Annotated in this window: 11 protein-coding genes; 5 read left to right on the forward strand and 6 right to left on the reverse strand. The window is 70.8% G+C overall.

The features are described from left to right. The first annotated feature begins 82 nt into the window (after positions 1-82). From ACNNMR_RS42525 to ACNNMR_RS42535, 3 genes are read left to right on the forward strand one after another with little or no spacing between them, the layout of a single operon-like run. Positions 83-1,453: an FAD-dependent oxidoreductase gene (locus ACNNMR_RS42525; protein WP_420000117.1), complete on the forward strand. Its 1,371-nt coding sequence runs from the start codon at positions 83-85 to the stop codon at positions 1,451-1,453. Next, positions 1,450-3,663: a hypothetical protein gene (locus tag ACNNMR_RS42530; protein ID WP_420000118.1), complete on the forward strand. Its 2,214-nt coding sequence runs from the start codon at positions 1,450-1,452 to the stop codon at positions 3,661-3,663. The genes ACNNMR_RS42525 and ACNNMR_RS42530 overlap by 4 nt, the downstream gene beginning before the upstream one ends. Positions 3,664-3,702: 39 nt before the next feature. After that, positions 3,703-4,305: a GNAT family N-acetyltransferase gene (locus ACNNMR_RS42535; RefSeq protein WP_420000119.1), complete on the forward strand. Its 603-nt coding sequence runs from the start codon at positions 3,703-3,705 to the stop codon at positions 4,303-4,305. Here ACNNMR_RS42535 and ACNNMR_RS42540 read toward each other — a convergent pair. Genes ACNNMR_RS42540 through ACNNMR_RS42565 form a run of 6 tightly spaced genes read right to left on the reverse strand, consistent with a single transcriptional unit; the run spans position 4,302 to position 11,870 of the window. Continuing rightward, the gene (locus ACNNMR_RS42540) at positions 4,302-5,909 is read right to left on the reverse strand and encodes a beta-N-acetylhexosaminidase (protein ID WP_420000120.1); all 1,608 of its coding nucleotides are present in this window, start codon (positions 5,907-5,909) and stop codon (positions 4,302-4,304) included. The genes ACNNMR_RS42535 and ACNNMR_RS42540 overlap by 4 nt on opposite strands. A 1-nt stretch (position 5,910) precedes the next feature. Then, positions 5,911-7,443, reverse strand: a complete 1,533-nt coding sequence (locus ACNNMR_RS42545) for an alkaline phosphatase D family protein (protein WP_420000121.1) — start codon at positions 7,441-7,443, stop codon at positions 5,911-5,913. 11 nt (positions 7,444-7,454) lie between these two features. Continuing rightward, on the reverse strand, positions 7,455-8,762 hold the full coding sequence (locus tag ACNNMR_RS42550) for an ABC transporter substrate-binding protein (protein ID WP_420000122.1): 1,308 nt from the start codon (positions 8,760-8,762) through the stop codon (positions 7,455-7,457). A gap of 13 nt (positions 8,763-8,775) precedes the next feature. Next, the gene (locus ACNNMR_RS42555) at positions 8,776-9,594 is read right to left on the reverse strand and encodes a carbohydrate ABC transporter permease (protein ID WP_420000123.1); all 819 of its coding nucleotides are present in this window, start codon (positions 9,592-9,594) and stop codon (positions 8,776-8,778) included. Between the two features lie 15 nt (positions 9,595-9,609). After that, positions 9,610-10,557 (reverse strand): carbohydrate ABC transporter permease, encoded by a 948-nt coding sequence (locus ACNNMR_RS42560; RefSeq protein ID WP_420000124.1) that lies wholly within the window; start codon positions 10,555-10,557, stop codon positions 9,610-9,612. Then, a complete protein-coding gene (locus ACNNMR_RS42565; protein ID WP_420000125.1) occupies positions 10,554-11,870 on the reverse strand; it encodes a glycoside hydrolase family 36 protein in 1,317 nt (438 codons plus the stop codon). Before ACNNMR_RS42565 ends, ACNNMR_RS42560 begins: the two co-directional genes overlap by 4 nt. 142 nt (positions 11,871-12,012) lie before the next feature. Here ACNNMR_RS42565 and ACNNMR_RS42570 point away from each other — a divergent pair, with 142 nt between their 5' ends. Together ACNNMR_RS42570 and ACNNMR_RS42575 are read left to right on the forward strand one after the other, a co-directional pair. Continuing rightward, on the forward strand, positions 12,013-13,173 hold the full coding sequence (locus tag ACNNMR_RS42570) for an ROK family protein (protein ID WP_420000126.1): 1,161 nt from the start codon (positions 12,013-12,015) through the stop codon (positions 13,171-13,173). A gap of 144 nt (positions 13,174-13,317) precedes the next feature. Then, entirely contained in the window at positions 13,318-14,859 is a 1,542-nt protein-coding gene (locus ACNNMR_RS42575; protein ID WP_420000127.1) for a PQQ-dependent sugar dehydrogenase, read from the forward strand. Positions 14,860-14,888: the final 29 nt, after the last annotated feature.

Below are 14,888 nucleotides of genomic sequence, written 5' to 3' on the forward strand. Positions count from 1 at the left end.
TCTGTGTGAGTGGTCTTGACACTGTCGGAAAGGGGGACGTACGTTCATCGCGCTTGCGGACCACTTGGGAGGGCGGAGACGCATGGAGGACACCCGAATCGCCGCCACCGCCGACGTCGTCGTGGTCGGTTCCGGCTCGGCCGGGGCGAGCGCCGCGATCGCCGCTGCCCGGGCCGGCGCCTCGGTCGTGCTGATCGAGCGCAACGCGTTCCTCGGCGGCACGTCGACCGCGGTGCTGGACACGTTCTACGGCTTCTACACCCCGGGATCCCGGCCGCTGAAGGTCGTCGGCGGGATCGGCGACGAGGTGGTCGAGGCGCTCACCGGGCTCGGCCCGGTCGTCCGCCGCCCCAACTCCTTCGGCGCCGGCACCGGTGTCACGTACCACCCCGAGCATCTGAAGGTCGCCTGGGAGCAATTGGTGCTCGACGCGGGAGTGCGCGTGCTGCTGCACACCACCCTGCAGGGGGTGCGGGTCGGCAGCGACGACGCGGTGGAGAACCTGATCGTCGCCACCAAGTCGGGCCCGGCCCGGGTCGAGGGCCGCGTCTTCGTGGACGCCTCCGGCGACGCGGATCTGTGCCACTTCGCCGGCTTCGGTTACGAGCTGGCGGGCGAACGCGAGCCGGCCCAGACGCTGACGACGACCTTCCGGATGGCAAACGTCGACATGGAACGCCGCCGGCCGCTGCCCAAGCGCGAGCTGGCCGCGCTCATGCGGGAGGCCGCGGCGAGCGGCGCGTACGACCTGCCCCGCCTGGAGGGCAGCGACCACATCACGCCGGTCGACCACGTCACCGCCACGATCATGACGCGGCTGCCGTCGTACCGCAGCGAGAACGGCCGCACGGTCAACGCCACCGACCCCGACCTGCTCACCGCGGCCGAGATGGCCGGCCGCCGCCAGGCGCTGGAGTACGTGCGCTTCCTGCGCGACCGGGTGCCCGGCTACGCGGACGCCCAACTGGTCGCCTTCGGCAGCCAGATCGGCGTCCGCGAGACCCGCCGGGTGTACGGGGACTACCGGCTCACCCGCGCGGACGTGCTGGGGGCGCGGCAGTTCCCCGACCAGATCGCGCTGTGCGGCGCCCCCATCGAGGACCACAACGACGGCGTCGGCACCGGCTGGACGTACCTCCCCGACGGCCAGGTCGTGGGCGTCCCGCTGCGCACTCTCGTGGTCAGGGACGCGGCGAATGTGCTGGTCGCCGGGCGCTGCTTCTCGGCCACCCACGACGCGCACGCGTCGGTGCGGTCCATGGCGCAGTGCATGGCGCTCGGCCAGGCGGCCGGCACGGCGGCCGCGATGGCCGCGGCCGGCTCCGCCGGCACCCGCGAAGTCGACCCGGAGCCGCTGCGGCGCCGCCTGCGCGCGGCGGGCGCGGTGGTCACCGGCGACGACGTGCGGGACGCAGAACCAGTGCCCGGCCCGGTGAAAGGGATGACAGCGTGACGCAGCCGGTGATCACCGACGACGGGACTCGCGTACGTATCGAGGCCACCGCCTACTCGTGGACCTGGTCGCGCGCCGACGACACCTTCGCCTTCAGGGACGCGCGGGGACGCGAGGTCGTCCGCGGCGCCGGGCAGCCCGCGGTGCTCGTACGCCGCGACGCCGCGGAAGTGTGCTCGGCGGGGGCGCCGGCCGGCTGTGAGGTGGACGGGGACCGGGTGCTGATCACGTACGAAGGCGTGAACGGCGCCGCCACCGTGCGCCTGGTCTGGCATTTCGACGACGACGGCGGCTGGATTGAACCCCTCGGTTACGCCTCCGGGCGCGACGAGGAAATCGAGTCGGTGCACTGGTTCGCCACCGCGGGGCCCGACCCCCGTCCCACCCTTGCGGCCGCCTTCCTGGTCCACCCGGGAATCTGCGAGGCGCCCGTACTCAGCCCGATCGTGCCCGCCATCACCGGCCTGGATCTGACGACCTGGCTGGGGCGCGGCGCCTGCGACGTGGACAGTCCGATGCAGCAATGGGGGCTGCCCGCGCACTACTTCGGCGGCTTTCACGCCGACGGGATGCCGCTGCTGGCGGGCAAGGTCGAGGACCGGGTGTCCGCCGCGTACTGCTGCGGGCTCGCCGAGCTGCCTGACGGCGATCTGATGCTGCGGATCGCGGGCGGCTGCGCGGCGCCGGTGCTGCGGCTGGCGGGCAAGCCGTGGCCGGCCGCCCGCGGCGAGCAGCCGCTCGGTCCGCGCTGGCGGATCTCTTTCGGCGCGGATCAGCGCGCCGCCGTCGCCGCGTATCAGCGCGCGCTCGTCGCGGACGGGGTGGCGGCGCCAAGCCACCGGACCCCGGTCAAGGACGAGACCCTCGCATTGCCGCAATTCACCACCTGGGCCGCCCAACTCGCGACCGGCACCGACCAGGAGCGGCTCGACCAGGAAGGCCTGGAGACGATCCATGCCGCGTACCGGGCCACAGGCCTCACCCGCGGCCTGTTCGTGATCGACGACAAGTGGGAGGGCAACTACGGCGTCCTCGAACACGATCCGAAGCGGCTGCCGGACTTCGAGGACTTTCTGCGCCGGGTACGCGCCGACGGCGACCGGATCGGGCTGTGGGCGGCGTTCCTGCGCTGCGACGATCCGGGCGCGCTCGGGCTCACGGATGCGCACATGCTCCGCGGCGCCGACGGCCGTCCGATCGTGCGGCCGGGCGGCTACCGGCTGTACGACGTGACCCACCCGGAAACGGCGGCGGCGCTGAGGGCCTGCATCGAGCGCTTCGTGCACCGCTACCGGCCGAGCCTGGTGAAGTTCGACTTCGGCTACGAGCTGCCGTCCCTCGCCACCGCCCGGCCGCACGACCCGCGGCTCGGCGGCGAGCGGATCTTCGGCCATGCCGTGGAGCTGGTTGTCGACGCGCTGCGCGCGGCCGACCCGGACATCGCCGTCATGTACTACTCGCTGTCGCCGCTGTTCGCCTCCCGCCTCGACCTGATCAGCGCCGATGACCTGTTCCTGGCCTCCGGTGAGATACCGGCCGAGGTGAACCGGCGGCTGTACTTCTCCTCCGTACTCACGGAGCTGGGCGTGGCGAGCTACGGATCCTCCGGCTACGACACGCACGACCTCGAGCAGATCTGGTTCGATTCCATCGCCTCCGGCCCGCTCGGCTCCCTCGGCTCGTTCGCCACCGGCCGCCCCGCCGACCGGCTGACCGCGCAACAGGTCGCCGCGTACAACGGGCTGTCACGGCTCGTCCGGCCGACCCCCCTCGGCGTGGTGGCGGCGCTTGGCGGCGTCCCGCACGCGGTCTCCACCGGAGCCCGGGCCGCCTCCTGGGTCCGGTACGAGGACGGCGAGCCGGTGCTGGCGGCGCTCCGCCCGCACGGCTTCGCCGGCGTGCCAGGGCGTGGACGCCTCGACGACGTGGTGGAGACCGACGCCCAGGCGGCGGTCGGCTCCCTGACCGCGCAGCCGCTGACGCGCAGCGACCACCTCGGCGTCGTCGCCCTCCAGCCGGCCCGCCTCCTCGTACGCCACGAAGGCGCCGCCACGCGCGCGCACCTCACCGCGCACCTGCCCGGCGGTCGTACCGAGGCGTTGGGCACCTTCCCGGTCGAGCGCGGCCAGGTGCGCATGGACGTACCCGACCGGCTGGCCGACGGCACGCCGGTGGAGCACGTCGAGGTGCGGTTCTCCGGCGGCGAATAACGGGAGGACGCCGCACGGCCGGCCGGACAGAATGCCCCCATGGCTGATCGCGATCGAAGCACCCGGCGCCCCGACTTCCTCAAGAAGCCCACCCTGCGGGGAGACCGGGTGCTGCTGCGGCCGCTGACGGTGGACGATGTGCCGGCACTGCTGCCGATGCTCCAGGATGCCGAGTCGTCACGGCTGACCGGCAGCCATGACGAGGGCCCGCTCGATGAGGCGGCGATACGCACCTGGTACGACACCCGCCGCGACCAGGACGACCGGCTGGATCTCGCCGTGATCGAGCGGACGACGGGGGACGTCATCGGCGAGGTGGTCCTCAACCAGTGGGAGCCGGGCAACGAGAGCTGCAACTTCCGCATCATGCTCGTGCCCGGCGCCTACGGGCGGGGCCTGGGCACGGAGGCGACCCGCTTGATCATCGGCCACGGTTTCGAGGAGCTGGGGCTGCATCGCATTTCGCTGGAGGTCTACGCCTTCAATCCGCGAGCCCGGCGGGTCTACGAAAAAGTGGGGTTCGTCGCCGAGGGCGTGCTGCGCGACGCGCTGCTGTGGGAGGGCCGGCGGGTGGCCGCGGTGGTCATGTCGATCCTGGCGCCGGAGTGGTTCGAGCACCGCGGCCGACCCGCCATCGGCTAGCGGATATTCCGCGTGTCGTGCGCCACCCCCGCCAGGTAGTCGGCCATCTCCACCGGCCGGCCGCGCACGCCGGGGCGGCGCTGCCACGGGTGCGGCCCGTCCAGGGGGCGGTACTCCACGTCCAGCGCCTCCAGGCGCGGCAGGTGATGCTCGGTGAGGCGGGCCATGAAGGACGCCGTGTCGCGGTCCGCGGAGCTCCACACCGTCTCGGCAAAGGCGCTCATGCGCGGGAACGCCTGGAAGTCCAGGACCCGCACGTTGTCGATCGCCTCCGTCCACAGGCCGCACTGCGCGCCCAGCACGCGCTCCTGCGCCCGCGTGCCGGCGAGCTCCTCGGGCACCGGCTCGAAGGCGTACACCTCCTCGACCGGCAGCACCGTCCCGACCGGCACCGGCTCGTCCGGGCTCGCCGACTGCCGGTAGTCGAGGTAGACCTCGCGGGCCGGGCTGGTGACCACGTCGTGGCCGGCCTGCGCGGCCTTCACCGCTCCGTGGTGATCGCGCCACGACACCACCGTGGCGCCCGGCGGCAGGCCGCCCTCCAGGATCTCGTCCCAGCCGAGCAGGCGCCGGCCGCGCGTCGCCAGGTGGTCGGAGACCTGGCCGATGAACCAGCTCTGCAGCTCGTCCTCGTTACGCAGACCGAGCCCCGCCATCCGCGCCTGCGCCGCCCGGGACGCCTTCCACTCGTCCTTCGGGCACTCGTCGCCGCCGATGCCGATCAGCGGGTCCGGGAAGAGCTCCACCACCTCGTCGAAGACGTTCCGTACGAACTCCAGGGTGGAGTCGGAGACATTCAGCACGCGGGTGCCCACGCCCCAGCCGGTGGCCACCTCCAGCTGCTCCCCGGTGTTGCCCAGCTCCAGGTACGCCGTGATCGCCGCCTGGGTGTGGCCGGGGACGTCGACCTCGGGGATGACGGTGACGTGCCGGGTCGCGGCGTGCGCGACGATCTCGCGGATGTCTTCCTGCGTGTAGTAGCCGCCGTGCGGGCGGCCGTCGCCGCCGTCGCGGTCCCAGCCCTGCCGCGACTCGTGGCGCCAGCAGCCGGCCTCCGTCAGCCGCGGATAGCGCTTGATCTCCAGCCGCCAGCCCTGGTCGTCGGTGAGATGCAGGTGGAGCACGTTGAGCTTGTGCAGCGCCATGAGGTCGATCATCCGCAGCACGTCGCGCTTGGTGAAGAAGTGCCGGGCGACATCCAGCAGCACGCCGCGCCAGCCGAACCGCGGCCGGTCCTCGATCTCCGTACAGCCGACGCCGACCGGACCGCCGGACAGGGGAGCGCGCCGGAAGGTCTGCGGCGGCAGCAACTGGCGCAGCGACTGCACGCCGTAGAAGACGCCCGCCGCGTCCCCGCCGGCGATCCGGATGCCGTCGGTCGCGACCGTCAGCCGGTACGCCTCCGCGCCGAGGCCGGCGTCCAGCGCGAGCTCGATGCCGCCGCGGCCCGGCGGGAAGTGGCATCCGGTGGCGGGCGCCAGCTGCTCGCGCAGCACCGCCGCCACCGGGGCCAGCTCCGGGTCGGTTACGTGCAGTGGGGTGTCGGGGCCGAGGGAGAAGGTGCCGGTGCCGGGCCGGGTGTGCGACGGTGCCGGGATGATCAAGTCAGGCCTCCTTGAGATGCGGGCTGCCGGCCTCGATGACGTACGAGCCGGAGGTGTACGCGGCGGCGCCGGGCGTCGATACGTACTTCAGTGAGCGGAAGTCGACGTGCATGGCCTCCGCGGTGACGCGGGTTCTGACGTAGCCGCGGCGGCCGTTGAAGAACTTCACATGCGGGTTCTCGGCCAGCAGGATCTGGGTGTTGGGGTATTCGTCGAGGCCGTCGCGGGCCGAGGTCACCGACGTGGTCACCAGCTCCACGCCCACCGACTCCGAGTCCGGATCGCCGAAGTCGCGCTTGACCTCGCCCGCCCAGTGCGAGTGCACGTCGCCGGTGAGGACGACGCCGTTGCGGCGGTAGGCGGCGATCGCGTCCGTGACCTTCGTACGGGTGGCCGCGTAGCCGTCCCAGCCCTCGTTGGAGAACTCGACGGCGTCGCCGTTCTTCCAGTCCATCTGCATGAAGAAGACCTGCTGCCCGAGCAGGTCCCAGGTCGCCCGCGAGGTGCGCAGCCGGGAGTCCAGCCACGCCTCCTGCTCCGCGCCGAGCATGGTGCGCCCCGGGTCAAGACGCTCCGCGCAGTCCGCCGGGATCATCCCGGGCTTGCCGGTGCAGGCGTACAGGTCGCGGTACAGGTGCGTGTCCAGCATGTGCAGGTTGGCGACGGCGCCCCAGCGGATGGTGCGGTACAGCGTCATGTCGGGGCCGGTGGGGTGCTGCGCGCGGCGCAGCGGCATGTTCTCCCAGTACGCCTGGAACGCCGCCGCCCGGCGCGGCAGGAACGGCGGGTCCGGCTGCTCGGGGATGTCGCCGGCCCAGCCGTTCTCGATGTCGTGGTCGTCGTAGACCGGTGCCCATGGCGCGATCGCGTGCGCCTGCTGGAGGTCGGGGTCGGTGCGGTGGAGGGCGAAGCGCAGCCGGTAGTCGGCGAGCGTGAAGCACTCGCCGCCGGTCACCGGGCGGATCACGTTGGAGGCGTACGGGCCGTATTCGTAGAAGTAGTCGCCGAGGAAGGCGATCAGGTCGGGGGCGTCCTCGGCCATCCGCGCGTACGGGGTGAAGTAGCCGGTCTGCCAGTCGGAGCAGGAGGTGAAGGACAAGTTGAGGTCGCGGGTGCGGGTGCCCGGTCGGGGCGCGGTGACGGTGCGGCCGACGGGGGAGAGGTCCTGCCCTGTGCGGAAGCGGTAGAAGTACTCGCCGCCGGGCGCGAGGCCGTCGACCTCGACGTGCACGCTGTGCCCGGCCGCGGCCCGGGCCCGCGTCGTCCCCTCCCGTACCACCCGGCGGAAGGACTGATCGGCGGCGATCTGCCACTGCACCCGTACGTCCGCGTCCGGCATGCCGCCGCGGCCGTCGAGGGCGAGCGGGTCGACGGCGAGCCGGGTCCACAGCACCACGCCGCCGGGGGTGGGGTCGCCGGAGGCGACACCGAGGGTGAACGGGTCGGCGAGCCGCCGGCCGGCCGCCCGCGCCGGGGCGTTGATGAGCACGGGCAGGGTGGCGGCGGCCGTTACGAAGGCGCGTCTGGAAGGCATCCGGCCTGTCCTCACTTCAGCTTCGCGTTGCCGTCTTGGACCGCCTTGTCGGCGCCGTCCTTGGGGCTGGTCTTGCCGAGGTAGACGGAGTTCATGTTCTGGTTGAGGCCCTTCTCCGCCGCCGAGAAGCCGGTCACGATCGGCAGGTTGAAGGTCCTGCCCTTGGACTCCTCGACGTAGGGTGAGACGTCGATGCCCTTCTTCTTCCAGTAGTCGACGTAGGTGTGGTCGAGGCTGGTGAGCGCCGGGAAGACGTAGCCGTCCTCGCCCATGATCTTCTGGGCGGCGGGGGTGGCGAGGAAGCGGGCGAGCTTCTTGGCCTCTTCGGGGTGCTTGGACTTGGCGTAGACGGCTTCGCTGAGGCCGTTGATGTTCACGGCGCGGCCGGCCGGGCCTTCGGGCATCGCGGCGGTGCCGATCTTGAAGTTGGCCTCCGGCTGCACGAAGGGCAGCAGCGCGTTGTTGGCCGGGAAGATCGCCAGCTGGCCGCGCTGGAACATCTCGGTGGCCTGCATGGACGGCGGGTTGGTCTGGGCGGCCGGCGGGGAGACCTTCCATTTGTTCACCAGGTCGACGCCCCACTTGAGGGCCTCGACCTCCTTGGGGCCGTTGAAGGCGAACTTGCCGAACGGCTTGTCGGTGATCTTGCCGCCGTTGGAGACCATCCAGTTCATCCACTGCGTCTGGTAGTGGTTCCAGGAGGCGAAGCCCCAGTGCTTGACCTGCTTGGCGTTGAAGCCGGAATCGCCGGGGTGCTTGCCGGACTTGTCGACGGTCAGCTTGCGCAGCAGTGGCAGGAAGGTGCCGGAGCCGTCGGGCGCCCAGGTGAGCTTCTCCGGCATCTTCACGCCGGCCTTCTTGAACAGGTCCTTGTTGTAGAGCAGTCCGACCGCACCCCAGTCCTTGGGGACGCCGTAGAGCTTGCCCTTGTACGTGTAGGACTGCACGACGTTCTTGTTGTACTGGGAGGGGTCCTTCACGACGTCCGAGACGTCGGCGAGCACGCCCTTGGTGACGAATTCGGGGAACTGCGGGACGCTCATCCAGAACACGTCGGGCGCGGTGCCGGCGACCACATCGGCGGTGAGCTTGGTCCAGTACTGGTCCCAGGGCAGCAGCTCGATCTTGACCTTGATGCCCGGGTTCTTCTTCTCGAAGGCGGCCATCACCTTCTCCAGGCCCTTCTTCTGCTGCTCGTCCCAGGTGCGGTAGACCAGTTCGCCGTCGCCGGATCCGCCGGTGCCGCCGCCGCAGGCCGCCGTGACGGCGAACATCCCCGCGCCGGCTATCGCCGCGCACAGCCGTGTCATTCTCTTCATCGCTTGAGGCCTCTCATTTCAGGCCCGTGAGAACCACGGACCGGACGATGAACCGCTGGAAGAACAGGAAGATGAGCACCATCGGCAGCAGCGCGATCAGGCTGCCGGCCATCATGAGGTTGTAGTCGGTGCCGATGTTCTGCTTGAGCGTGGCGATGGCGACCGTCGCGACCTTGGTGTCGTCGCTGCTGGTGATGATCAGCGGCCACAGGAAGTTGTTCCAGGTCGTGACGATGGTGATGATCGCGAGCGTGCCGAGCGCCGGCCGCGACAGCGGCAGCAGGATCCGCCACAGCACGGTCAGCGGCCCGGCCCCGTCGATACGGGCGGCGTCCTCCAGGTCGGCGGGGATGGTGCGGAAGAACTGCCGCATCAGGAAGATGCCGTACGGGGTGCCGAGCAGATACGGGGCCAGCAGCCCGAACCAGGTGTTGACGAGTTCCATCTCCCGCATGATGAGGAACAGCGGGATCATGGTGACCGCATTCGGCACCATCATCGTGGCCAGATAGCACCAGAACAGGAATTCCCGGCCCTTGAACTTCATCCGCGCGAACGCGTACGCCGCGAAGGTCGTGAAGACCAGCTGCCCGAGGGTGAGCACCGTGGTCATGAGCGCGGTGTTGCCGACGTAGCTCAGGAAGCCCGAGTCGATGAGCTTGTCGATATTCGAGGTCGTCGGCGGAAAAGCGGGCAGCCAGGGAGCGCTGGAGAACAGCTGCCCGCGGTCCTTGAACGCGGTCAGCGCGACGAGCAGATACGGAAACAGCGTGACCGCCGCGCCCAGCACCAGCGCCACGTAGATGAGGGGCTTCTTCGAGATCTTTCGCATGCCGGTCCGCCTCCTTCAGCTGATGTCGTACGTCGTGCGCCGGTTGAAGAAGCGGACCTGGACCACGGTGAACGCCAGGATCAGCGCGAAGAGCAGCATCGCCATCGCGGAGGCGTAACCGAAGTCGAATTCCGTGAAGGCGGTCTGGACGATGCGGAAGTTGAGGACCTCCGTGGATTTGTCCGGGCCGCCCTCGGTCATCACATAGAGCGTGTCGTAGACCTGGAAGGAGCCGATGATGTTCGTCACCAGCACGAAGAACATGGTCGGGTTGAGCAGCGGCAGCGTGATGTGGACGAACTGCCGGACCTTGGAGGCGCCGTCGGTGTCGGCGGCGTCGTAGAGCTCGCCCGGAATGCCCTGCAGGCCGGCGAGGAAGAAGAGCATGTTGTAGCCGGCGTACTGCCAGACCTGCACGGCGGCGACGGCGGGCAGGGCGAAGGCCGCATCGCTGAGCCAGTTGGGGCCGTCGACGCCGAAGGCGCCGAGGAACTTGTTGAGCGCCCCGTTCGCCGGATCGAAGATCCATGTCCACACCACGCCCATCACGATCGGCGTGGCCATCCACGGCACGACGAAGAGGGCGCGGAAGAACTTCACCCCGCGGATCTTCTGGTTCAGCAGCAGGGCCAGGCCGAGCGCGATGACGGTCTGCACCGGGATCGAGAGCAGGACGTACAGGACCGTCACCCACAGGGAATGGCGCACGTCGCCGTCGCCGGCCAGCTTGCGGTAGTTCTCGAGGCCGATGAAGGTCGGGCTGTCCAGCAGCTCCCACTTGAACAGGCTGACCCCGGCGACGATCAGCACCGGCAGCAGCAGGAAGGCGAGGACGCCGAAGAGGCTGGGGGCCAGGAAGAGGTACGGGGTGAGGTTGAGCTTCTTGTAGCGACGGACGGCGGATGCGGGCTTCGGCGTGGGCGTCGCCGCCTGGCGGCGCGCCGGGATGGTCGTCGTCTTCACCGCGGCGGCTCCCCGGAGCTCGGGCGCAGCAGCCGCTTCGTGGTCGCGAGTCCCCAGGCGTCGAGGTCTCCGAGCCGGTCGCTGGAGCCGCGCAGCCCGGGGGAGGAGGCGATGAAGTCGGCCCAGTCCGTACGGGCTTCCACGCCCGGGGCCACGATGAGGCAGTCGGGGTCGTTCACCCACCAGCGGCCGTGCAGGAACTCCCGGGCCCGGCTGGAGAGTTCCGCGCCGGCCTGCGAGGGCTGGCTGATGTCGCCGGAGCGGGGCTGGACGGCGGTGGAGGTGTCGGGGCCGACGCGCATGATGTCGACGTGCCCGAGGCTCGGGATGAGCGGCGCCCCGCAGCCGTGCAGGGTGGCGTCGGGCCCGGCGGCATCCCGGATGATCTCAAGGCCGCGGCGGTACGCGGTGACCGGGCCGGCGTCCTCGTGCCGATGGCCGGCGAGCGCGCCGGCGTAGATGAAGTCGAGCTTGAAGTGGCTGAAGCCGAGCCCGGCCAGCGTGCGGAAGACGTGTCCGAGATACTCGGCGGCTTCGGGATGGGTGACATCGAGGACGGCGAGGTCCTGATCCCACATCCGGCCGGCGTCGGCGCCGCCGACCAGCCAGTCGGGGTGCTCGCGGAAGAGCCGGCTGCCGCTGCCGACCAGGTACGGGGCCAGCCAGATCCCGGCGCGCCTGCCGGTGTCGGTGATGCGGCGGGCGGTGGCGGCCAGGTCGCCGAAGCCGGGGCGGATGTCGAGCCAGTCGCCGATGCCGGCCTCGTAGCCGTCGTCGAGGAGGATCATGCCGGCGTCGAGGCCGTAGCGGTCGATGTGGTCCAGTTCGGTGGCGATGTCGGTCTCGGTGACCTTGTCCCAGTAGCCGTACCAGCTGCACCACATGGGGGCCGCGGCCGGTATCTCTCCGATGCCTGCCTGGGTGGCCAGGGTGTCCGCCCAGGTGGCGAGGGCGGCGTCGAGGCCGCCGTCGTGGGTGGTGTGGCGGACCGGGCCGTCGGCGGTGACGAGCAGTCGGCCGCGCTCGGGCCTGGCCCGTATCGACGGGATGGCGTCGGGGTCCGGCGTGGAGAAGACGTGCACGGGACCGCCGTCGCCGGGGTCGAGGGCGAGCAGCCCCTCGCCCTGAAAGCTGCCCTCGGGCACCGGCGTCTCGGGCCGGTAGCAGAGAATCTGAATGGTGTCGGTGGCGGGGCGCGCCGGCCGCTCCCCGATCCGGTACGTGGACGAGGGGCTCCACGACTGCCAGCCCTGCTCGAAGATCCGTGCCCGGCCGGTGTCGTGATCGACCTCCGCCACCTCGCTGAACCGCATGAACGCTCTCCCGGGGGTTGCCAGTTGCACTGAACAGGGCTTATGACTGGATGGGCTTTACGAAGGAGACCATCATTAGTAGCCACCAACGAGGTGGCGGTCAATGGTTGTTGCAGGAATTTCCGAAGGAGAGCTTCAATACATGGCTTCCGCAGCCCCCACTGGCGGGGACCTGTCCCGGCTGCGCCAGCTGAACTCGCTGGCGGTCTTCGCCGCCCTGCGCGCCGACGGACCGCTCACCCTCACCGCCGTCGCGGAGCGGACCGGGCTGTCCCGGCCGTCCACCAAGGACGTGGTCGACCAACTCGTCCAGCTGGGCTGGGTGGTGGAGGTGGCGCCGTCCGCCGGCACCATCGGCCGCCCGGCGCGGCGCTACCGCTTTCGCGCCGAGGCCGGCCACATCGCGGGCATCGACCTCGGTGTGCATACGGTCAGGGCCGTCGTATCCGACTTGGACGGCGCCGTCCTCGCCGAGACCCGGCAGGCGGTCACCCCGGCGACGCCCGCCGATGAGCGGATCGCCGCCGCGGAGCGGGCGGTCGAGGGCTGCCTCACGATGGCGGGGCTGGCCCGCGAGGATCTGTGGACGGTGGCCGCCGGTACGACGGGCATCGTCGACGACGCCGGCGTGGTACGGATCTGTGCGGGCATCCCCGGATGGGCGGGCGTCGACCTGACCGCCCGCCTCGGCGAGCTCTTCTCCTGCCCCATCGAGATCGACAACGACGCCCGCCTCGCCGCCCTCGCCGAACGCGAGCTGGGCGTCGCCAAGGGCATCAGGGACGCGGTCTTCGTACACGCGGGGCGGCGCACCGGCGCGGCGCTCGTCATCGGCGGCGAGGTGCACCGCGGCTTCGGCGGGGCGGCGGGCGAGGTGGGTCTGCATCCCGTGGCGCACTGGGAGCGCTCGGCCGGCCACATCCACGACTGCCCTTCGGTGCCGACGGGAGTCCCCTCACGCGACGCGGCCCGCTACACATTCGCCGCCGCCCGGGACGGCGACGCCGCCGCGCTGGCGGCGGTGGACAGCTACTGCGAGGAGCTGGCCGTCGGCGTCTCGGTGATGGTGATGACCCTGGACCCGGAGCTGGTGGTGCTGGGCGGCGGGTTCTCACCGGCGGGCGACGTGCTGCTGCCCCGGCTGCGCAGCCGCCTGGAGGCGGTGTGCCTGCGCATGCCGGAGCTGCGGGCGTCGACGCTGGGGGAGGAGTGCGTCGCCGTGGGCGCGGTGCGGAGGGCGGTGACGCGGCTCGACGCGAAGCACTTCGGGCTGACGCCCGGGGGGATCGCGCCGGCTCGGTAATAGCGGCAACCAGGTGGTGGCGTGCGGCCCTTGGGCCTGAAGGAGGGGTGACGGGGGATTCACGGATGGGCTGCTGAGTACTAAGGTGTGGGAGCGCTCCCATGGCACTGTCGTGATCAGTGATCAGCAGAGGAGATCCCCCACATGGCGATCGGATCCGTCGGCCTCAGCCGGAAGCGGCTGCGCTTCGGCAGCTTATCCGCCCTATACGCACTGCTGATTGCCTCACTGCTGTCCCTGCCGCCCCTTCCGGCGGCCTCCGCCGACGCGCAGTCGTCCGTACCGCTCCCGGAGGTCGCCGCCCGCACCACCCAGGTCGCCTCCGGCCTGAAGCGCCCCACCGCCATCGCCGCACCCGACGACGGCTCGGGCCGGCTGTTCATCGCCGAGAAGCGCGGCACTGTCCGGGTGTACCACCCCGATACGGGCCTCGCGCAGAGCCCGCTCGTCGACATCACGGCCGCGATCGACGAGTCCGGCAATGAGCGCGGGCTGCTCGGGATCACCGCGGCGCCCGACTTCCGCGACAGCGGCGAACTGTATCTGGCGTACACCGCGCTGCCCGACGGAGCGGTCACCGTGGCCCGGTACGACCTCGACGACGCGCGCCTTGAGCCGTTGCTGTCCCAGGCGCACGCCACGTACAGCAATCACAACGGCGGCCAGCTCGCCTTCGGCCCCGACGGATACCTGTACTGGAGCATCGGCGACGGCGGCGACGCCGGAGATCCCTTCGACTCCGGGCAGCGGGTGGACACCCTGCTGGGGAAGATCCTGCGCATCGACGTGAGCCGGAGCTGCGGGGACCTCGCGTACTGCGTGCCCAAGGACAATCCGTTCGCCGGCGTCGCGGGCGCCCGCCCGGAGATCTGGATGTACGGGCTGCGCAACCCCTGGCGGTTCTCCTTCGACCACGCCGACGGCTCGCTGTGGATCGGCGACGTCGGTCAGGGCAGCTGGGAGGAGGTCGACCGGCTGCGCCCCGCGGAGCAGCCCGGGGCGAACCTCGGCTGGTCCTGCAGGGAAGGCCTAGTAGCGTTCGACGAGGGGCAGTGCGGGGGTGGCGGCGAGCTCACCGACCCGGTCTTCACGTACTCGCCGCGCACCGGCAGCTGCGCGGTCATCGGTGGGCAGGTGTACCGCGGCAAGCAGTTCGCCGACCTGGTCGGGGGCACGTACATCGCGACCGACTACTGCTCGTCCGCCGTCTGGGCGCTGCGCGATGACGGTGCGGGCGGCTATCTGCAGGCCGAGATCGGGAAGACGCCGACCCAGGTCACGGCGTTCGGCGCCACACCGGAGGGCGAGCTCTATGTCGTCAACGACCTGCCGGGGGGCCTGCACCGGGTGTCGTTCGAGCGGGTCACACCGCCCTGCCGGATCACCCACAGCACGCATGCGTGGGGCGGCGGCCTGACCGCGAAGCTCACCCTCACCAACACCGGCATCACTCCCATCTCCGGCTGGAAGCTCGTCTTCCCGCTGCCCCTCGGCCAGACGGTCATCTCGGACTGGAACACCGACCTCGTCCAGAACGGCGACATGGTCACCGCGGCCAACGCCGCACACAACGGCACGATCGCGCCGGGCGAGAGCGTCGAGATCGGCTACCTGGCGGAGCACGCGGGGGACACTTCGGCTCCGAAGCGTTACACCCTCAACGGACAGGCCTGCACCGCCGGGTGACCGGCGCTGGCGGCCGCTCAAATCGCCGC

This window comes from Streptomyces boninensis, from assembly GCF_048572725.1.
GTDB lineage: Bacteria > Actinomycetota > Actinomycetes > Streptomycetales > Streptomycetaceae > Streptomyces > Streptomyces boninensis.